14 protein-coding genes and 1 tRNA gene are annotated in these 20,475 nt (G+C 73.7%); 4 read left to right on the top strand and 11 right to left on the bottom strand.

What is annotated here, in order from left to right; genetic code table 11:
- Positions 1-140 precede the first annotated feature (140 nt).
- Positions 141-518, bottom strand: coding sequence for a hypothetical protein (locus tag ACWDRR_RS35415; protein WP_449776368.1), 378 nt, complete (start codon positions 516-518; stop codon positions 141-143).
- A gap of 159 nt (positions 519-677) precedes the next feature.
- On the opposite strand from ACWDRR_RS35415, the gene ACWDRR_RS35410 reads away from it, so the two are divergent.
- The 4 genes from ACWDRR_RS35410 to ACWDRR_RS35395 all read left to right on the top strand — a co-directional run bounded on the left by ACWDRR_RS35410 (position 678) and on the right by ACWDRR_RS35395 (position 3,635).
- Positions 678-1,325, top strand: coding sequence for a helix-turn-helix domain-containing protein (locus ACWDRR_RS35410; RefSeq protein ID WP_449776367.1), 648 nt, complete (start codon positions 678-680; stop codon positions 1,323-1,325).
- Positions 1,326-1,429: 104 nt separating this feature from the next.
- A complete protein-coding gene (locus tag ACWDRR_RS35405) occupies positions 1,430-2,833 on the top strand; it encodes a tyrosine-type recombinase/integrase (protein ID WP_449776366.1) in 1,404 nt (467 codons plus the stop codon).
- A gap of 118 nt (positions 2,834-2,951) precedes the next feature.
- The gene (locus ACWDRR_RS35400; RefSeq protein WP_449776365.1) at positions 2,952-3,149 is read left to right on the top strand and encodes a hypothetical protein; all 198 of its coding nucleotides are present in this window, start codon (positions 2,952-2,954) and stop codon (positions 3,147-3,149) included.
- Positions 3,150-3,227: 78 nt separating this feature from the next.
- Positions 3,228-3,635 carry a hypothetical protein gene (locus ACWDRR_RS35395; RefSeq protein ID WP_449776364.1) on the top strand — a complete coding sequence of 136 codons (408 nt, stop codon included), beginning with the start codon at positions 3,228-3,230 and terminating at the stop codon, positions 3,633-3,635.
- 99 nt (positions 3,636-3,734) lie between these two features.
- Here the strand turns inward: ACWDRR_RS35395 and ACWDRR_RS35390 are convergent, their stop codons facing one another.
- The 10 genes from ACWDRR_RS35390 to ACWDRR_RS35345 all read right to left on the bottom strand — a co-directional run bounded on the left by ACWDRR_RS35390 (position 3,735) and on the right by ACWDRR_RS35345 (position 20,472).
- On the bottom strand, positions 3,735-5,351 hold the full coding sequence (locus tag ACWDRR_RS35390) for a hypothetical protein (protein ID WP_449776363.1): 1,617 nt from the start codon (positions 5,349-5,351) through the stop codon (positions 3,735-3,737).
- A 291-nt stretch (positions 5,352-5,642) separates the two neighbouring features.
- Positions 5,643-5,716 (bottom strand) — tRNA-Thr (locus ACWDRR_RS35385).
- 82 nt (positions 5,717-5,798) lie between these two features.
- Positions 5,799-6,455 (bottom strand): leucine efflux protein LeuE, encoded by a 657-nt coding sequence (leuE, locus tag ACWDRR_RS35380; RefSeq protein ID WP_449776373.1) that lies wholly within the window; start codon positions 6,453-6,455, stop codon positions 5,799-5,801.
- A gap of 159 nt (positions 6,456-6,614) precedes the next feature.
- Positions 6,615-8,300, bottom strand: coding sequence for an alpha/beta hydrolase (locus tag ACWDRR_RS35375; protein ID WP_449776362.1), 1,686 nt, complete (start codon positions 8,298-8,300; stop codon positions 6,615-6,617).
- An 80-nt stretch (positions 8,301-8,380) separates the two neighbouring features.
- Positions 8,381-9,529: a hypothetical protein gene (locus ACWDRR_RS35370; protein WP_449776361.1), complete on the bottom strand. Its 1,149-nt coding sequence runs from the start codon at positions 9,527-9,529 to the stop codon at positions 8,381-8,383.
- A gap of 209 nt (positions 9,530-9,738) precedes the next feature.
- Entirely contained in the window at positions 9,739-10,950 is a 1,212-nt protein-coding gene (locus tag ACWDRR_RS35365) for a DNA polymerase III subunit delta' (protein WP_449776372.1), read from the bottom strand.
- 286 nt (positions 10,951-11,236) lie between these two features.
- Positions 11,237-14,602, bottom strand: coding sequence for a dTMP kinase (gene tmk, locus ACWDRR_RS35360; protein ID WP_449776360.1), 3,366 nt, complete (start codon positions 14,600-14,602; stop codon positions 11,237-11,239).
- Positions 14,603-14,804: 202 nt separating this feature from the next.
- The gene (gene topA / locus ACWDRR_RS35355; RefSeq protein ID WP_449776359.1) at positions 14,805-17,666 is read right to left on the bottom strand and encodes a type I DNA topoisomerase; all 2,862 of its coding nucleotides are present in this window, start codon (positions 17,664-17,666) and stop codon (positions 14,805-14,807) included.
- A gap of 552 nt (positions 17,667-18,218) precedes the next feature.
- Complete coding sequence (locus ACWDRR_RS35350; RefSeq protein WP_449776358.1) at positions 18,219-18,680, bottom strand: hypothetical protein; 462 nt, start codon at positions 18,678-18,680, stop codon at positions 18,219-18,221.
- 259 nt (positions 18,681-18,939) lie between these two features.
- Positions 18,940-20,472 carry a DUF7059 domain-containing protein gene (locus tag ACWDRR_RS35345; RefSeq protein ID WP_449776357.1) on the bottom strand — a complete coding sequence of 511 codons (1,533 nt, stop codon included), beginning with the start codon at positions 20,470-20,472 and terminating at the stop codon, positions 18,940-18,942.
- Between the last annotated feature and the right edge of the window lie 3 nt (positions 20,473-20,475).

Here is a 20,475-nt window from a genome sequence, read left to right as displayed (position 1 = left end):
ATCTCCACGAAGCTTCTCCACCTCACCAAGATCCACAGACCGCAGCATGCACCGCCACGACCACAAGATCAAATCAACCTAACGAAGTACTACTAGGGCCGAGCACTCCCATGCCGTTGAAGTGGAGCTACGCGGCAGCTTCACGCGACAGCCTTGCTGCTGGGCGCGTCCTCGACTCGCAGCAGCCGTTGCAACTCATTCTTGCGGATCCGGTACTCCTTGCCGAGGTGGATCACAGCGCACGGGTACTGGCCGGTCCTGGCCAGCCTGTACCCCGTCGTGCGGCTGAGCGAGAGCAGGGTATTCGCCACCGGAAGCGGGATGGCCGGCGGCAACGCGGCGAACGCGCGCTGGAGACCTGTGTCGTCCAGGCCGAGGAGGCGCAGCAGCTCGGCCGTCACCACCCTGTGGCCGTCGCCGACCTGGATGGTGGCGCAGGGGTACTCGCCATCCCGGGCCATCCGGTAGCCCTTGGTCCGGCTCAGGGCGAGGAGGCGGTTGGCGTCCGTCAGCAGCATGGCCGGAGGGAGGCTCGCGAGCGCTGCCCGCGAGTACCGCGCTTCACCCAATGCCTTCACTTCCCGCATATCGACCTTCCCGATGCTGCACGTTCTCTGTGAGAGAAACATCTATCACAGCTTCCACCAAAGAAGCATTCTGCAAGTTACACTTCTCTCATGACACCGCAGCCCACCATTCAGGACCTCACCGCGCGCTTCGGCGCCGCGGTGAAGGCCGCTCGCACCGCCGCCGGCCTCAGCGCGCCGGCCCTCGCCGCCGCCTGCACCGAACTGGGAGTCCCGACCGCCGCGAACGCGCTCAACAAGATCGAGACCGCCCGGCGCGAGTCCGTCAGGCTGGAGGAGGCCATCGCCATCGCCGTCGCCACCGGCGTACCGCTGGTGAGCCTCCTCGTCCCACTGGACGGCGAGGCCGAGGTGGACCTCCTCCCCAACCTGAGACTGCCGGTCTGGGATGCCGCGATGCTCATCATGGGCGAGGACCACCCCGACGGCGGCGCCTCCGAGGACCGGCCGCGCGCCGTCCTCTCGGTCTTCCGCGAGCACGCCGTCGACGTCCGCACGGCGCTCATCTCGACCCACGAAGCACGCGAGCGGCGCTCCCAGGCAGCCCGCCACGACGTCGGCTCCGACCGCTATCAGCAACTATCGCGCCAGGCAACCGAGTTCGAGCGAATCGCGACCGAGGACTGCCAGCGACTGCGGGACACCCGCGCCCGCATGCGCACCCAGGGGCTGCACCCCGCGCCCCTTCCGGCCGCTCTGGCCTTCATCGCCCCCGACGAACAGGAGGACACCACCTGAAAGGCTCCATAAACCGGCGCTGCTCGTGCCGGAACCCCGCCACCGGGGCGCACTACTACTCGGCCTGCCCGAAGCTCAGCTCCCGCAAGCACGGCGTCTGGTCCGTGCGCCAGGAGGTCCACCCCGACGAGGACGGCAAGCGGAGGACCTTCCGCCGCTCCGGCTTCTCCGGAGCCGATGCCGCGCAGAAGGAACTGGACCACGTCCGGGCACTCCTCGCGCTCGCCCCCAAGGACGACCCGGAGACCCGCCGGGTCGTCAGCGACATGATCATGTCGTGCATCCGGACCAAGTCGGACCTCCCCGACGTCGAGGAGACCAGCCGGAAGGTCAAGGCCGGCCACAGCCTGATTACCGTGATCACGGTCGGCGAGTGGCTCGACACCTGGCTCGCGGGCCGGAAGAAGCTCCGCCCGACGGGCACCGCCCGCTACGAGACGGATATCCGCGTCCACCTCAAGCCCCACGTGGGCGCTCTGCGGCTCGACCGGCTTCGGGTCGAGCACCTGGACACGATGTTCGAGTCGATCAACGACACGAACGAGGAGATCGTCGAGCAGAACGCCCAACGTCGCCAGGCGGTCAACGACCTCAAGCTGGTCGTCGGCCGGGCGGCCCGGCGCGTGGCCCGGGCGGCCATCGCGGAGATGCCCCCCTTCCGCCGCGTCACCGGCCTGTCGACCCAGCAGCACATCCGTGCGACGCTGCGGGCCGCGCTCAACGTCGCCATCGCGCGGCAGCTGATCACCTTCAACCCCGCCGCCCACGTCGAACTCGAAACCGCCCCCAAGCCCAAGGCGCTCGTCTGGACGGCCGCGCGCATCGCCGAGTGGCGGCGCACCGGTCTCAAGCCGTCCCCTGTGATGATCTGGACCCCGGCCCAGGCCGGCCACTTCCTCGACTTCGTCGAGGAGCACCGGCTGTACGCCCTGTGGCACCTCTACATCTTCCGCGGTCCGCGCCGCGGCGAGGGCGTCGGTGCGCGCTGGGTGGACTTCGACCAGGAGTCCCAGAAGCTCACCGTCGAGACGACCCTCGTTCAGCTCAACTGGGAGGTGCTGGAGGGCACGCCGAAGACGACCAGCGGCTCGCGCGAGGTCAGCCTCGACGGCGACACCACCGGGTCGCTCGTGGCCCACCGTCACCGGCAGAAGCTGGAACGGCTCAAGTGGGGACCGGCCTGGGTCGACACCGGCCGCATCTTCACCGCCGAAGACGGCACCTGGCTCCACCCTGCCTGGGTGAGCGAGGAGTTCCAACGCCTGACCGCCGCAGCCGGACTTCCCCCCGTCCGCCTGCACGACCTGCGCCACCTCGCGGCCACCCTCGCACTGCTCGCGGGCGTGGACATCCGTGTCGTCTCGGAGATGCTCGGCCACAGCGACACCTCGATCACCCGCGACACGTACCAGACGGTGCTGTCGGAACTCGCCCGCGACGCCGCCGAAGCGGTCGTCGCCCTGGTCCCCCGGCGGCGACGCACGGTCCCCGGCGCAGGCGCCGCCTGAACCGCCCGGTGATCGTGCTGCCCCTGCAGCAGTAGCTCCACACCCTGACCGCCGCCAGCGGCCAGGACCAGCCAGCGCCGCCTCCGGTGCCCGCCCGTCTCCCGACCAGTGGAGGACCATGTCCACTCCCCCGTCCGCCCTTCCCCCTGCTGCGGAGCTTCGCCGGCTTCTCGCCGACCCCTCGATCCCCGAGGAGGCCCGGCTCCTCAGTTGGGCACTCGCCCACCCTGCCCCTGTCACCCTGACCTTCGCCGAGGCCGCAGCCCTGGCCGCCGCCAGCAGCTGCGACCAGCGTCCGACTGCCGTGGCAAGCTGAACCCGACTCCTCGGCAAGCCACTTGATGGCCAGCGCCGTGTTCCACCATCAGCCCTCTACGACCGGGAGCGCCCTCCGATGAACCTCCGCCAAGCGCACGCCATCATCGCCACCGCGGACCAGCTCACCGCGCTGGCCCCCGACCTCAACCTCACACTGTGGCCACACGACAGCGACCACCCCACGTCCACCCCCGGCCTGCCCGACCACATCTCGGGGCACCTCGAAATCGCTGACGCCACCGGCGCGACCTCCCTGTGCCACTACAACCTGACCATCAGCCCCGGTCCCGCCACGAACGAGATCACCGTGCTGCTTGAGGCCGACTCCGACTCGGACCTGGACGACGGCGTACTGGCCAACCTCACTGCGCCCGTCCGCGAACCGACCGAAGAAGCTGGTGCCCCGTTCCGCCCCGTCGGGGTCGGCCTTGCCCAGACGGTGATCGACACGATCCGCGAGCGGGAGGCCCGGCGGCCCCGCTAGACCAACGGCGGGCAGCCCGCCCTTCCGAAGTGGTCAACGACGAATGCGAGCCCCGGCGCGAAGCGCCGGGGCTCGTAGTGCTTCCCGCCAATAGCCCGCCTACTGCGGACTGTGGGCGGCTCGAAGGACCACGAGCGTCGCCAGCAGCACGAGCGCAACGTGGTGGTGGTGAAGCGGCTCGTCCCGGAGGTCGTGGAGCTCCGCGTTGCGCAGGTTCAGCCCCTCCTTGGGGTCGGCGAGCAGCAGGCGGAAGGTGGTCTGCCAGCCGGCGTCGAAGCCGCCGTCGACCATCTTGTCGATGAGTGTGCCGAGCTGGTCGACGACGCCCTTCGCCGGCTGGATGATCGGGACGCTGACGTTCTTGAGGTGCCGACGCAGCACGCCTTCCAGAAGTGGCAGGGCGGTCTTCGCCGCCGTCGGTTCCCGGTACCAGTACGCCCGGAACGCGCTCGCCAGCTCGCGCATCTTGGCCAGCGGAGCGACCTCCTCGTGGGTGAGCACCTTCGCGATCTCGGCGTCGCTCGGGTCGAAGCGCCTCCAGATGCAGTCGAGTTGATGTGCGACGAGCAGCCCGGCGAGTTCCATCCGGACGATCCGGAGGTCGCTGCCGGGGTCCTTCTCGATCGCGTCCACGTGCGCCAGGACCGGGCCGGCGAGGTTGAGCCGGTTGGTCGGCAGCCGCAGGAACCCGGCCTTCAGCTCGTCCTGCTGGTCGGCGTCGGTGGTCGACTCGTCGCCGACCGGCGCGGCCCAGGAAGCGACGGCCCAGAGGGCCTCGGCGAGGCTTGGGGCCTGCGCGACCTGCTGCTCGCAGGCTTCGAACACCTCGGTTGGCAGGTCGACCGCCGTGGTGACGGTTTCCAGCTTCAGGTCCTGGTGAGTGAGCTTCTGCTGCTCGATGCGCACCTTGTCGTAGAGGTCGCTCCTGCCGCTGTCCCTGGCCATCACGGCGGCGGTGTGGAGCAGCAGCAGCTTGGTGGGCCCCTCCTCGGCTTCCGCGGCGTCGAGAAGGGCCTCGACCCGCCGGCGGTCGATCAGCTGGCGTGCGGTCTCGTCGGCTTCCAGGGAGCGCAGGTCGGCGAGGAAGTCCAGCTGGTGGTGGGGGTTGTCCTTGAAGGTCTCGATCGCCTTCTCCACCAAGGGGCGGGCCGAGTGCTTGTACGCCTTCCGCTCCAGCAGGGGGTCGATCAGCAGACCTACGATCCCGGGCGCCGGGTCCGAGCTGTCCAGCGATTCCTCCGCCATGGCCTGCATGTCCGTGACGAGGCCGCTCGCCAGGTCCTTCTGCCCGGCCGACACGGCGAGGAGGAAGGCCCGGACCAGGTTCTCGCCTGCTCGCCAGCGACCGGGTACGACTTCCTGGGCCGCAGCGAACCACTCGGCGGCCTCACGGTAGTCGGCGATGGCCGCTCTGATGTGCAGATGCCGCTGACCGTGACCGGCGGCGGCCAGCAGATCGTGGAGGTGGGCCCGCACCCCGGGGTGCTCGGCAGTGTCGGCGTAGGTCGCCCAGACCTCCAGCGTCTCGGCCGGCACCTTCTCGATCTCGGCCGGCCAGCGCTCAGGAGTAGCGCCGCGGTAGAAGCTAGTGAAGGTGCCATCCAGGCCGAGCCGGTAGTTGGCCGCCGCCACGAGGGCCTCGACTTTGATCGAGTCTTCCGGCGCGGCGGACACCACCGCGGCCCCCAGACGGTCCGCCAGCTGGTCGAACGACACGAACCCCTCAGCTGCACGGTCCAGCGCAACAACGACCGGATCAGGCATCGACAGCCCCTCCCTCGCGGAAATCTCACGCTGTGTAACGAGGATCGGGGCGCTTCCGTTGCGCCAACCGCAACCCGTCCACGACCTGCCAAGTACCCCCGATACACGGCCCCGGACAACCGGGCACCCCTCGGGCACTTTCATGCCGCGTACATGCCATGATTCGCCCTGGCGGCAGCGTGCAACTTGACCGCGAACACACAAAACCCCAGGTCACGGCGAGTGAGTCCTGGGGTTTCGTTGAGCCGCCTATGGGATTCGAACCCATGACCTACGCATTACGAGTGCGTTGCTCTGGCCAACTGAGCTAAGGCGGCACCGTTGCCGCACGTGGTGGCAACGCGGGCCAGTCTACACAGGTTCGCGGGTGATCCGTAACGGGCTTCCGCGGCGGCGCGATCAGGCCGAGGAGACGGCCAGCTTGGCGGCGAAACCGGCGAAGAGGACGGCGACTCCGCTGGTGAGGCCGGCGGAGAGCCGCTTGCGGCGGCGGAAGGCGGTGGCGAGGGTGGTGCCCGCGAAGATCAGCATGGAGAGGTAGAGCAGGCTGAAGGTCTGCAGGATGCCGCCGAGCAGGGCGAAGGAGAGGGCCGGCTGTCCGTAGGTGGGGTCCACGAACTGGGTGAAGAAGGAGAGCAGGAAGAGGATCGCCTTCGGGTTCAGCAGGCTGATCACCAGGGCCCGGCGGAACGGGCGCTCGGTGGCCTCCGCGACGGGGGCGGCGGTCTCGGGGGCGGCCGCGGCGGCGCGGTGCTCGCGCCAGAGCTGGCGGGCGGCGCGGAGCATGCCGATGCCGATCCAGAGCAGGTAGGCGGCGCCGCCGAACTTCACCACGGCGAAGACCGCCGGGTTGGCCTCCAGCAGCGAGGCGGCGCCCAGCGAGGTGAGGCTGATCAGGGTGAAGTCGCCGACGAAGACGCCGGCGGCGGCGGTGTAGCCGGTCCGGACGCCCTTGCGGGCGGCGACGGACAGCACGTACAGGGAGTTGGGGCCGGGGAGGAGGATGATCACGAGGGCGCCGAGGATGTACGTCGCCAGGTCGTTGACTCCGAGCACGGTGGGCTCCGGTGAGGTGGTGGCAGGGGTGGCGGGGCGCTCATCGTAACGTCGCACCGGTCGGCAGTTGAAGCCGAAATTACCCGCGCTCCGCCCGCGCCCGCCCGCTCCCGGGCCCACTCCCCCGCCCGTCCCCGTCCCCGTACCCGTCCCCGCGCCCTACCCGCCGCAGCGCTTCCCCTGCTCCGGCGCCTCACCGCCCAGCAGGTACCCGTTGACCGCCCCGTCGACGCAGGCGTCGTGCCGGCCGTAGGCGGTGTGGCCGTCGCCGTCGAAGGTCAGCAGCCGGCCGGACTCCAGCTGCCCGGCCAGGGACTGCGCCCACGCGTACGGGGTGGCCGGATCGCGGGTGGTGCCGACGACCACGATCGGAGCGGCACCGGCGGCCCGCACGGTGTGCGCGGCGCCGGTGGCCCTGACCGGCCAGTAGGTGCAGGTCAGCGCCATCCAGGCCATGTCGCGGCCGAAGCGCGCCGAGGTCCGCTCGAAGTCCGGCACCGCCTGCTGGACGTCGGCCGGGGCGGCGAACGGCGCGGGCAGGTCCAGGCAGTTCACCGCCATGTTGGCGAACATGAGGTTGGGGTACGAGCCGTCCGGGCCGCGTTCGTAGTACGAGTCCGACAGCTTGAGCAGGGCGGTGCCGTCGCCGGCCTTGGCGTCGGCGAGCGCGGTGCGCAGCTTGGGCCAGAGGAAGTCGGCGTACATGGCCTGGATGACGCCGGTGGTCGCCTGGGACTCGGTGAGCCGGCGGGCGCCGTCGGCGGTGGTCAGCGGCTTGGCGTCGACGGCGGCGAACAGGGCGCTGAGCTGGTCGCCGACCTGCTGCTCGGTGCGGCCGAGCGGGCAGTCCTCGCGCTTGGCGCAGTCCTTGGCGAAGGCCGCCCAGGCGGTTTCGAAGCCGCCGGCCTGGGTGCGGTTGCCGCTGAGCGAGTCGAGCGACGGGTCCATCGCGCCGTCCAGCACGATCCGGCCGGTCCGGCCGGGGAAGAGCCCGGCGTAGGTGGCACCGAGGAAGGTGCCGTAGGACTTGCCCACGTAGTTGAGCCGTTCGTCGCCGAGCAGCGCCCGCAGGACGTCCATGTCGCGGGCCGCCTCGACGGTGCTGAGGTGGGCGAGGCGGTCGCCGGCCCGCTGCCGGCAGCCCTCGGCGAACTCCCGGTCGGCGGCCACCAGGGCGTCGATCTCGGCCTGGTCGTCGGGGGTGATGTCGGCGGCGGTGTACGCGTCCATCCGCTCGCCGGTCAGGCAGGTCACCGGGCTGCTGCGGCCGACCCCGCGCGGGTCGAGTCCGACCAGGTCGTACCGGGCGCGCACGTCGCTGTCGTACGTCTTGGCGACGGCCTCCACGTACTCGATCGCCGAGCCGCCGGGGCCTCCGGGGTTGAGCAGCAGCGATCCCAGCCGGCCGCCCCCCGCGCCCGACCCCGACCCCGAACCCGACCCGGCCCCGGACCCCGCATCGGCCGGGACGGCGACCGAGCGGACCGCCGCGAGCGTGAGGTCGCCGCCGCCCGGGTGGTCGTAGTCCAGCGGCACCGCGAAGGTGGTGCACTCGAACCCGTCGTCGCACGGCTGCCAGGCCGGCCGCTGCCCGTAGTACGGCGCCAGCGCGGCGGGGACGGCCGCCGGGAGCGGCTCCAGCGGCGTGGCGCCCGGCCGGGAGGCGGGCGCCGGCGCCGAGCCCCCCGAGGCGGGTGCGGAGGGCGAGGGGGCGCCGGGCCCGATGGTGTCCGAGGACGCCGCCCCGGGGGTGGACGAGGAGGAACTGCACCCGCCGACCAGCAACCCGGCGGCGGCCAGTACCGCGGCCACCGCCCGCCCGCGGCCGTTCCGCCCTGCCCTCATCCGCTTCCCTTCGGGTGCGGGGGCGCGGCCGCTGCCGACACCCCTGGTACCGCGCAGACTAGCCTCCGCCGGCACCCTGCTCAGGACGCCTTCGCCAGCGTCTCGGCCAGGTACTGCGCCGCCTGCCGGACCAGCCGCAGCCGCTCCCGGTCGGCCGTGTAGTCCTGCACGTTCTCGGAGATCCGGACGTCGGCGCGGGCCGCCGCGCCGGTGCCGCCGCGCAGCGCGGCCTGCAGCTTGCGGGCCGCGTCCAGGCCCGCGGCGTCGGCCTTGGCGGCGGCGAGCAGCAGCTTCGGGGCGGCGTTGGCGGGCGCCTCGGCACCCGTCCGGGTCAGCGCGACGGTGTCGTACCGGCCGGAGACCGCTGCGGCCGCACCGTACAGGTCGGGGCGGGCCAGGCCGGCGGCCGCCGCGCAGGGCGCGCCGCCCTCGACCCCGAGGGTGCCCCAGGAGGCCGGGCCGGGCGGCAGGGTGCGGAAGGTGGCCGCGATGGTGGTGCGCAGCGCGTCGTCGTCGGCGATGGCCTGCGGGGCGGCGGCGACCAGCTCGCACGGGTGCGCGGTGCCGTTCGGCGCCTCGGGGGCGACCAGGATGAACGGGCGGGCCTTGCCGGTCTGGACGGCGGAGCCGAGGCCCTCGAAGACGTCCGGGACTTCGGTGTCGGCGGTCTTGCGCGGGGTGGCCGCGTGCATCACGACCACCGGGAAGCGGGCGTTCGGGTCCTTGGCGTACTGGGCGGGCAGCCAGACCCGGACGTTGCGCGGGTGCCCGTCCGGGCCGGGGACGGCGGACTGCAGCAGCTCGCCGCCGCCCGGGTGGCCGACGCTGTCGAACCGGCTGGCCACGGCGGCCGGGGCGGGCGCCGGAGCGGGCGCGACCGCCGGGGCCGCCGGAGCGGGCGGGGCGGGCGCCTCGGCGGCGGGCGGCGCGGCTTGCCGCGCCCCGCCCTCGCTCGCGGTGTCGGCGGTGAGCTCCGCGGAGTCGGACCGCGAGGCCGGACCGCCGAAGCCGCCGAAGGTGCCCAGGGCCGTCAACAGGGTCAGCGCCGTGACGCAGACGCCGCAGACCATCGCGCCGGCCGCGCGCAGCAGCATCGGCCGCTGATCTCCGGTCAGCTCGTAGGTCTCGGCGGCCCGCAGGTCACGCCAGCGCAGCAGGGCGCCGCGGGCGAGCCAGATGCCACCTGCGGCGGCGGCCAGTAGGGGGACGAGCAGGAGCGAACGGACCATGGGACGCACCGCCTCGGGAGGAGGGCCGGACGACCGGTGGGGAGCCGGCGCCGGACGGGACGCGACGGCCCCGGCGTCGGGGCGCAGTCGGCCCCAGCGTGCAAGACGACCCGGCGGTCACACGCAGGTGTGCCCGGCGCGTACGGCCCGTTCACTCGAAGGTGGGACGCGCGGGTAGCGCGGGAAGCCCTACCGGCGACGGGACCGGCTCAGCCCGCCCGCAGCGCGACGGTCATCGCCTCGACGGCCAGCAGCGGGTCGACGTTGCGGTCCAGCGCCTGCCGGCAGGCGAGCACCGCCTCGATCCGCCGCAGCGTGCCCTCCGGCGGGCCGGCCTGGGCGACCCGGTTCAGCGCCGGCCGCTGGTCCTCGTTGGCGAGCGCGCCGGTGGAGCCCAGCTGGAGGGCGAGCACGTCCCGGTAGAAGCCGAGCAGGTCGAGCAGGGCGACGCCGAGCGTCTCCCGGCGGGTGCGGGTGGCGCGGCTCTTCTGCCGCTTCTCCAGCTCCTTGACCGCCCCGGCCATGCCGCGCGGGGTCTTGCTGCCCTCGGCCGCGCCGTACGCGGCCTTGAGGTCGTCGGTCTCCTTGGCGTCCTGGGTCTCGGCGAGCGCCTCGGCATCGGCCTTCGCCGTGTCGACCAGCCGCTGGGCGGCGGCCAGGCAGCCGCCGATGTCGCCGACCTCCAGCGGGATCCGCAGCACCTCGGTACGCCGGGTGCGGGCCTGGTCGTCGACGGCCAGCCGACGGGAGCGCTCGATGTCCCCCTGCCCGGCGAGCGCGGCCAGCCGGGCCGTCCCGGGGTCGACGCCGTCGCGGTTCACCAGCATGTCGGCGACGGCCTCGGCGGCGGGCTGGCGCAGCACCAGCAGGCGGCAGCGCGAGCGGATGGTGGGCAGCACGTCCTGCACGGAGGGCGCGCAGAGCAGCCAGACGGTGCGCGGCGAGGGCTCCTCCACGCCCTTGAGCAGCGCGTTGGCGGCGGCCTCGGTGAGCCGGTGCGCGGCGTCGACCAGGATCACCGACCAGCGGCCGCCGGTCGGATAGCTGGACGCCCGCAGCACCAGGGCACGCATGTCACCGACGCCGATCGACAGGCCGTCGGTGCGCACGTACTTCACGTCCGCGTGGCTGCCCGCCAGCACGGTGTGGCAGCCGTCGCAGAAGCCGCAGCCCGGCGTGCCGCCGAGCGCGAGATCCGGGCTGGTGCACTGGAGGGCGGCGGCGAAGGCACGGGCGGCGGTGACCTGACCGGCCCCGGGCGGGCCGGTGAAGAGCCAGGCGTGCGTCATCAGCGAGGCGTTGCCGCCCGGCTGCGTCGCGGCCCCGCGACCGGCGGCGGCCGTCGCCCCGGCCGCCCGGGCCGCGGCGGTCAGCTGCTCGACCACCCGCTCCTGGCCCACCAGGTCGTCCCAGACGGCCACTGCTGCTCCCAAGCTCGGTACGGACTGCGCCGGCTCCCGCCACCCGCGCGGCGGACGGCGCTCCGGGCACGGTTACCCGCGGTCGAGCATACGTGCCCGGTACGACGGCGGGCGGTGCCGCCGGAGCACCGCCCCGGCCGCACCGCCCGTCGTCCGTCGAATCACTGCCGGTCCGGGCGGAGTCGCCGCCCCTCGGACCGCGTCACCGCCGTCGACCGCTCACCTCGTGAACCGCCGACCGGCCGCGGCCCGGTCCGCCGGGTCGGCCGAGCCCGCCCGGCCCCGGTCAGCTCCGGCGCCCCCAGCGCCGGCCCTTGCCCTTGCCGTCGCCCCGGTCGTCGGTCGGACCCGGGCCGCTCTGCCCACCGGCGCCCGCCGGCGGAGCGGCCGCGCCGCCGCGCGGGTCCTGCGGCGCCCGGCCGGCGGGGCCGTCGTGCTGCCAGCGGGCCCACTCGTCGCGCGAGCCCAGCAGGGTGTCGGTGAGGCTCGGCAGGTCGTCCATCGGGGTCTCCTCGGCCCAGGAGGGCCGGGGGCGCGGTTCGGCGGCCGGCTGCTCCTCGACCACCGGGAGCTCCCGGGTGCTGTCGACCGGCGGCACCCGGTCGGCCGGGCGGCCCGGCTCGACCCGGGGCAGCACCTCGGTCCGGTCCGCCTGGTCGCGCCCCGTCCCGGACCGGTCGGCGTCCGCCGACGGCACCCGGGGCAGCACGGCCGTCTCGTCCGCCGGGGCGGCGGGGACGACCGGCAGCTTCGCCGTCGCATCGACCTCCGGAGCCCGGCTCCCCGACGCGCCGCCGGCTCCGGCGGCGCCGGCCGCCTCGGCCGCGCGGACGGCCGCCCGGCGGTCCCGCTCGGAGATCTCCTGGGTGGCGTCCTCGGGCTCCCGCACGATCCGCAGCTCGGTGGTCACGTCGTCGGCCGGAGGTGCGGGCCGGTCCGCCCGGTCCGCCGCGCTCTCGGCGGCGGCAGCGGCCGCGGCGAGCGCGGCGGCCTGCGCCAGCCGGGCCTCCTCGGCCCGCTGCAGGGCCTCCTCGGCGCGTCGGCGCTGCTCCTCGCGCTGCAGCTCCCGCTGCCGCTGGAGCTCCGCCTGGGCGGCCGCCTCGTCGGCGAGCCGCTTGCGCTCGGCGGCCTCGGCGGCCAGCCGGACCTCCTCGGCCGCGCGCTGCCTGGCCTCCTCCTCGGCCCGTCGGCGGGCTTCCTCCTCCGCCTTGCGCCGGGCCTCCTCGGCCGCCTTGCGCGCCGCCTCGGCGGCGGCCCGCTCGGCCGCCTCCTTGGCCAGTCGGTCCTTCTCCGCCTGCTCGGCCCGGAGCTGCTCCAGCAGCTCCAGCCGCTTGCGCTCGGCGGCCTCCTCCTCCGCGCGCCGGCGGGCCTCCTCGGCGGCGCGGCGCTCGGCCTCCTCCCGGGCGAGCCGCTCCTGCTCGGCCCGGGAGGCCTTCTCCTGCTCGGAGAGCGGCAGCTCGCGGTCGAGCCGGTGGCGGATCGCGGTGGTGACGAAGCCGGGCTGCTGGCTGCCGTCCACGACCAGGTACCGGGACGGGTCGGCGGCGGCCAGCGCGAGGAAGCCGGACCGGACCCGCTGGTGGAACTCGGTCGGCTCGGACTCCAGCCGGTCCAGCGCCTCGGTGAACCGCTCCCGCGCCCGGGTCGGGTCGACGTCCAGGACGACGGTCAGGTCGGGCACCAGCCCGCCGGTCGCCCAGCGCGAGATCCGGGCCACCTCGGTGGCGGCCAGGTCGCGGCCGGCGCCCTGGTAGGCGATCGAGGAGTCCATGTACCGGTCGGTGATCACCACCGCGCCGCGGGCCAGCGCCGGGCGGATGACGTTCTCGACGTGCTCGGCGCGGTCGGCGGCGTAGATCAGCGCCTCGGCGCGGTGCGACAGGCCGGTGTTGCCGACGTCCAGGACGAGGCCGCGCAGCCGCTGCCCGACGGGGCTTCCGCCGGGCTCGCGGGTGAGCACCACCTCGTGGCCCTTGCCCCGGATCCACTCGGCGAGCGCCTGGGCCTGGGTGGACTTGCCGGCGCCGTCGCCGCCCTCCAGGGCGATGAAGAAACCGGTACCGGTGGTGCGGTGCGGGGCCGGCCCGGTGGCGCCGCGCACGGCGTCCGCCAGGTCCCGGCCGAACGGGGCGATGCCCCGCCGGTCGTCGGTCTTGAGCAGCACGACGGCCGCGAGCACCAGGGTCAGCAGACCGGCGGTGGCCACCGCGAGGGCCGCGCCACCGTGGATGAAGGTGAACGAACCGGGCTCGACGGTGCCGTACTCGACCTCGCCGTAGGCCGCGGCGATCAGCGGGACGACGATCAGCGCACCGCCCACCACGGCCCGCAGCACCGCGTACAGGTGCTCGGTGACCTTCGGCAGCCGGGCCTCCTCGACCTCCTGGGCGAGCAGGGAGCGCCCGGCCGAGACGACGATCCCGGCGGCCAGGCCGGCCAGCACGGTCAGCAGCAGCACCAGGACGAAGTCCAGCACCAGGCCGGCCAGGATCAGCGCGACGCCCTCGGTCAGCAGCGCCAGCGCGAGCAGCCGGCGGCGGGAGAGCGCGGGCAGGGTGGCCCGGGTGAGCCGGGCGCCGAGCGCGGGCGTGCCGACGGCGGCGAGCACCAGCAGGCCGTAGCCGATCGGCCCGGCGCGGTGCTCGGCGGCGGTCAGCAGCGCGAGCGCGGCGACGCCCGCCATCGAGGCGTAGGCGGCCGCGACCGAGAAGGTGAAGTACGGGGCGGCGCCGGTGCGGCCCTTGCTCAGCGCGGGGCCGGGCGTGGCGTCGGTCGGGGCGCGCAGGCTCCGCAGCGGGGACTGCGGGGCGGCCGCCGTCGGGCCGCCGGGCAGCTCCTGCAGGTAGGCCCGGACGGCCGAGACCGCGAACAGGGCGGCCGCGCCGAGTGCCGCGAAGGTGGTCTGGTGGACGCGCAGCCAGTCCGAGCCGAGCGCCGCGAAGACGTTGTTGACCAGGGTGAGCACGACCAGCGCGGCGGCCGCGAGCGGCACGGTGGCCCAGCCGGTGCGGCGGTCCAGCGTCCGGACGCTCTCCAGGTTGGCCGCGGACGGGCGCTGCTCCCCGGGAGGTGCGAAGGGATTGGCCGGCGGGAGCAGACCGGGTACGGCGGCGCCCTTGGCGATCGCCCACACCCGCTCGGCCGCGCCGGTCACGAAGACGGTGGCGAGCAGCACGTAGGTCGCGGCGCCGGAGTGCCTGGAGCCGGAGCCCAGCCAGACGATCCACCAGGGCGCGATGCCGATCAGCACGGCCCGCAGCCCGTCCGCGCCGAGCAGCGTCCAGCGCCGGTCCAGCCTGCCGCCGAGCAGCCCGTGCACCGGGCCGAGCAGCGCGGCGCCGACCAGCAGGGTGGCGGCCAGCCGGGCCGCGAAGACCGCGGCGACGGCGAAGGCGAGGCTGCGCGGCAGGTCGCCGAACTGCCCGCCGAGGGCGGCCGCGATCACGGTCAGCGCGAGCAGCACCAGCAGCCCGAGCCGGTCGGCGGTGCCGCCGATCAGCTGAGTGGTCCAGAGGCGGCGGTACGGGCGCAGCCGCAGCAGCGCCCGGGCCCGCTCACCGGGCGTCCCGGCGGGCGCGACCTCGGGCAGGTCGGGCGTGCCGGCTCTGGCGGCACCGCCGGCGCCGGGGGTGGGCTGCTCCTCGCTCGTCATACGGTCAGCGTAGCGGTCGGCACCGGCCGGAAAAGAGGGGTGCGGGCTTCCGGATGCCCGTCATTGCAGGGTTGTGACGGACCGCGCACACGCTCGGCACCGCCGCCGGAGGGCCTCGCGCACCACGCCGCGCACCGGTCGTCCACGGACCGCGGGCCCGCGCCTCCGGAGAGGACGCGGGCCCGGTGCCACTGGTGGAGGGTCAGCCCTCGTCGGTGGCGGTGGTCTTGCTCGCGGCGGCCTTCTTGGTGGCCGTCTTCTTCGCGGCGGCCTTGGTCGTCGTCTTCTTGGCCGTGGTCTTGGCCGCGGCCGTCTTGGTGGCGGTGGCCGTCTTGGTGGCGGTCTTCTTCGCCGCCGCCTTCTTCGCCGGAGCCTTCTTGGCCGTCTTCTTCACCGGCCCGCGCGCCCTCTTCTCCGCGAGCAGCTCGTAGCCGCGCTCGGGAGTGATGGTCTCGACCTCGTCGTCCTTGCGCAGCGTGGCGTTGGTCTCGCCGTCGGTGACGTACGGGCCGAAGCGACCGTCCTTGACCACCACCGGACGCTCGCTGACCGGGTCGGTGCCCAGCTCCTTGAGCGGCGGCGCGGCGGCGGCGCGGCCGCGCTGCTTGGGCTGGGCGTAGATGGCCAGGGCCTCCTCCAGGGTGACCGTGAACATCTGCTCCTCACTGGTGAGCGAGCGGGAGTCGGTGCCCTTCTTGAGGTACGGGCCGTAGCGGCCGTTCTGCGCGGTGATCTCCACGCCCTCCGCGTCCACCCCGACCACGCGCGGCAGCGACAGCAGCTTCAGCGCGTCCTCGAGCGTGACGGTGTCCAGCGCCATCGTCTTCAGCAGCGACGCGGTGCGCGGCTTGACGGCGTTCTTGCCCGTCTTGGGCGTGCCCTCGGGCAGGATCTCGGTCACGTACGGGCCGTAGCGGCCGTCCTTGGCGACCAGCTGGTTGCCGCTGACCGGGTCCTGACCGAGCTCGAAGTCGCCGCTGGGCTTGGCCAGCAGCTCCTCGGCCAGCTCGACGGTGAGCTCGTCCGGCGGCAGCTCGTCCGGGATGTCGGCGCGCTGGCCGGGCTCGCCCTCGACGGTGGAGGCGCGCTCGACGTAGGGACCGTAGCGGCCGACCCGCAGGGTGAGGTCGTCGCTGATCCGGAACGAGCTGATCTCCCGGGCGTCGATCGCGCCGAGGTCGGTCACCAGCTCCTTCAGACCGCCCAGGTGGTCGCCGTCGCCGTTGCCGGCCTCGGCGGCGCCGCCGGTGGCGTGGCCCTCGCCCTCACCGAAGTAGAAGCGCTTCAGCCACGGCACGGACTGCGCCTCGCCCGCCGCGATGCGGTCGAGGTCGTCCTCCATCCGCGCGGTGAAGTCGTAGTCGACCAGCCGGCCGAAGTGCTTCTCCAGCAGGTTGACCACGGCGAAGGAGAGGAACGACGGCACCAGCGCCGTCCCCTTCTTGAAGACGTAGCGGCGCCCGATGATGGTGTCGATGATCGAGGCGTAGGTGGACGGGCGGCCGATCTCCCGGTCCTCCAGCTCCTTGACCAGCGAGGCCTCGGTGTAGCGGGCCGGCGGCTTGGTGGCGTGGCCCTCCGGGGTGAGCTGCTCGGCGGCCAGCGGGTCGCCCTCGGTCACCTGCGGCAGCCGGCGCTCGCGGTCGTCCAGCTCGGCGTTCGGGTCGTCGGCGCCCTCGACGTAGGCCTTGAGGAAGCCGTGGAAGGTGATGATCTTGCCCGAGGCGGAGAACTCGGCGTCCCGGCCGTCCGAGGAGCGGCCGGCGACCTTCACCGTGACCGACTGGCCGACCGCGTCCTTCATCTGGGAGGCGACGGTGCGCATCCAGATCAGCTCGTAGAGCCGGAAGTCGTCGCCGCTCAGACCGGTCTCGGCCGGCGTGCGGAAGCGGTCGCCGGACGGGCGGACGGCCTCGTGCGCCTCCTGGGCGTTCTTGACCTTGCTGGCGTAGGTGCGCGGCGCGTCCGGCAGGTAGTCGGCCCCGTAGAGCTGGGTGACCTGCGCCCGGGCGGCCGAGATCGCGGTCTCCGACAGCGTGGTGGAGTCGGTACGCATATAGGTGATGAAGCCGTTCTCGTACAGCTTCTGGGCCACCTGCATGGTCCGCTTGGCACCGAAGCCCAGCTTGCGGCTGGCCTCCTGCTGGAGCGTGGTGGTGCGGAACGGCGCGTACGGCGAGCGGCGGTACGGCTTGGACTCGACGCTGCGGACGCTGAACGCGGTCTGCTCCAGGGCGGCGGCCAGCGCGCGGGCGGCCTGCTCGTCCAGGTGCAGGGTGTTGGTGCTGCCGGCCTTCAGCCGGCCGTCCGAGCCGAAGTCGCGGCCGCTGGCGATCCGCTTGCCGTCGACGGCGGAGAGCCGGGCGCCGAAGGTCTCCGGGTTGGCGGCGTCGGCCGGGGTGCGCCCGGTGCCGAAGGTGCCGACCAGGTCCCAGTAGGACGCGCTGCGGAAAGCCATCCGCTCGCGCTCCCGCTCGACCACCAACCGGGTCGCGACGGACTGCACGCGGCCCGCCGAGAGCTTCGGCATGACCTTCTTCCAGAGCACCGGCGAGACCTCGAAGCCGTAGAGGCGGTCGAGGATGCGACGGGTCTCCTGGGCGTCGACCAGGCGCTGGTTCAGCTCGCGCGGATTGGCCACCGCCTCCTGGATCGCGGTCTTGGTGATCTCGTGGAACACCATCCGGTGCACCGGCACCTTGGGCTTCAGCACCTGCTGGAGGTGCCACGCGATGGCCTCGCCCTCGCGGTCCTCATCGGTGGCGAGGAAGAGTTCGTCGGACTCCGCGAGCAGCGACTTCAACTTGCTGACCTGGGACTTCTTGTCCGCGTTCACCACATAGATGGGCGCGAAGTCGTGGTCGACGTCGACGCCGAGGCGGCGCACCTCGCCGGTGTACTTGTCCGGGACCTCGGCCGCTGTGCTGGGCAGGTCCCGAATGTGCCCGACGCTCGCCTCGACGATGTAGCCGGGGCCAAGGTAGCCCTTGATCGTCTTCGCCTTGGCCGGCGACTCGACAATGACGAGTCGCTGTCCGTGCGCGGTCTCGCTGCTCGGGGACACCTTCGCTCTTCTCTCCCGGTCGTTATGTGAGCTGGTCGGCGCTGGCAGCACGGGCTGCGCTCCGCCCGACCCCTCCACCGTCCCGGGGCTGCCGCTGCACGACGACCCCACCAGCGGAGTGTGACCGTACCCCGGCCACCCTTGTCAAACGGAAGGATCCTGCTTTTTCACCGGCAAGGCCGACCGACGCCACTCGAACGGTAACCCGATGATGGAGGATCGCGCCCCGTGGAGGGGGGCTTCGGCGGGTTTCGAAGGATGGAATGACGGATTTCAAAATCTGTCAACGGAAAATCGACACGACCCCGCGGCCGGCCGGTGGTAGGGGGGCGGGCGGGCGTGACGGTGCGCCGCTCGGGGCCTGTGCGCCTTGTGCCCCGGTATCTCCCCGGGTCGGTGTGCCGTTGCGCCGCGCACCCGCCCGAGGCGGCGGATGTGCCGGTGTGCCGCGTACCGGAGCGACGGGTGCGCCGTTGTACCGCTGTGCCGTTGTACCGCTGTGCCGCTGTACCGCGTACCGGAGCGGCCCGGTCCGCTGCGGGTCCCGGCCGCTCAGCCCGTGAGGCCGGCGGTGATCAGGACGGCCCCCGCCGCGACGCAGCCGGTGCCGAGCGACGTCCAGAGCAGATCGGCCACCGCGGCCCGCCCGGTCTCGGCCGCCGCCAGGACCGCGCGGCTCGGCCGGTGCGGGTCGTAGGAGATACGGACGGAGGTACCCGGTGCGAAACGGGCCGGACGGCGCAGCGGGGTGTGGCCGCGCGGCCGTGTGATCACCAGCTCGGCGCATCGCCCCGGGCCGGGACCCGCGGTCGCGGCCGGCGCGGAGAAGGAGAGCAGCGGCGCGCTGTCCAGCTCACCGCGCGGGTCGGCCTCGGCGACCACCGTGGCCACCGCCGGCACCCCCCGGCGTCGCACGCGGTGGCGCAGGCGCACTTCGGCCGCGCACCAGAGCAGCAGTGCGCCGCCGAAGAGCGCGAGCACGGTGCCGCCCACCATGGCCGTCGTCGTGTCCACCCCTTGCCCCCAGCTCTGTCCACAGCCTGTGGACAGAGCTTCACAGTCGGGGGCCAACGCGGGACAGCCGTGCGGCGACCGGGGGGCGAACCGGGGGACACGGGGAGGTGAACCGGCCGGACGACGCCGGCCTCGGGCGACGCCGATGCGGCCCGGGCCGCATCGGGCCCGGGCCGGTGTGGCCGAGGGTGCCAGGGGGGCGGCTGGGCGGCGGGCGGGCCGCCGAGTGCCTGTTCCGGAGGCCGATCGGCCGCGGCGGTCAGTCGACCGGTCGGATGAACCCCTGCTCGGTGAGCAGCCGCAGCGACTCCGGCACCCGGTCCCGCAGCACCACCCGGTCCTCGCCCAGCAGTTGCGCGATGGCGTCCACGATCTCCCCGGCCGACAGCGTCCCGTCACAGACCCCCGCGAACCCGGCACCCACCGTGTCCACCTTGGTGGCCCGCCGCATGCCTCGGTTGTGACGCAGGATCACGTGTTCCGGGTCCTCCGCCCCCGGTGCGCCGACCTGCTCCTGGACCACCTCGTCGGCCAGCACGTACCGGGCCGCGAGCAGCCCCGCGTCGTCGTGCGTGCGCAGGTAGTCCTGCCGGTCGAACCACTCCTCGATGTGCGGGCCGAGCGGCTGCTCGACCGGGTGCGGCCACTCCTCCACCCGGACGGTGGGCCGCTCGGCACCGCTCGCCCGCAGCGTGATCCAGCCGAAGCCGATGCCCTCGACCCGGCCCTCCTCGAAGGCGTCCAGCCACTCGCCGTACCGGGCCTGGTAGTCGCCGCCGGGGCCGCGGTGGTCGCCGCCGTCACGCAGCCACAACTCGGCGTACTGGGCGATGTCCTGGACCTCCCGCTGGACGATCCAGGCGTCCAGGCCGGTACCCGCCACCCAGCCGGCCAGCCGGTCGTGCCAGTCCTCGCCCTTGACGTGCTGCCAGTTGGCGAGCAACTGGCAGTAGCCACCCGGCTCCAGGTGCGCGGCCGCGGAGCGGACCAGACTGCGGCAGAGGTCGTCGCCGGCCATGCCGCCGTCGCGGTAGGTGAACCGGCCGCCGGGCGAGATCACGAACGGCGGGTTGGAGACGATCAGATCGAACTTCCGCTCCCCGACCGGCTCGAAGAGGCTGCCGGCGGTGGCGTCGGTGTTGTCGAAACCGGAGAGCGCGAGGGTCAGCTCGGTGAACCGCAGGGCGCGCGGATTGAGGTCGGTGGCGGTGACCCGCTGGGCGTGCCGGGCGGCGTGCAGCGCCTGCACACCGGAGCCCGAGCCGAGGTCCAGAGCGGCCCGGACGGGGCGGCGGACCGTGATGTTGGCCAGCGTGGTGGAGGCGCCCCCCACCCCGAGCACGAGGTCCTTGCGGGCCACGCCGTGCGCGGTCTCACCGGAGCCGATGCCGCCCGCGCCGCCGACCGCGCAGCCCAGGTCGGAGACCACCCAGGCGTCCGAACTCGGCAGACCGGACACCTCGTTGGCGTACGGGCGGACGTCCACGGTGGCCCGGACCAGCTCGCCGTCCGGGCGCAGCCAGCCGTCGGCCAGGCAGTCCTCGACCGGCAGCGCGGCGGCGGCCGCCCGGTACGGCACGGGCTGCTGCAGCAGGAACAGCCGCACCAGCGTCTCCAGCGGGCTGCCGCCGCGGGTGGCGCGCAGCGCCGGCACGGCCTCGCTGCGCGCCAGCGCGGCGTAGCCGGTGGGCCCGAGCAGGTCGAGGCAGCCGTCGGCGGTGTACGAGGCCGCGAGCAGCGCCTCGCGGAACTTGGCGAGGCGGGTCGGGTCGAGAACGGGGCTACTGATCACCCC

The organism is Kitasatospora sp. NPDC003701 (assembly GCF_053587085.1).
The sequence above is the reverse complement of the archived record's forward strand: the minus strand, read 5'-3'. Positions and strand labels throughout refer to the sequence as shown.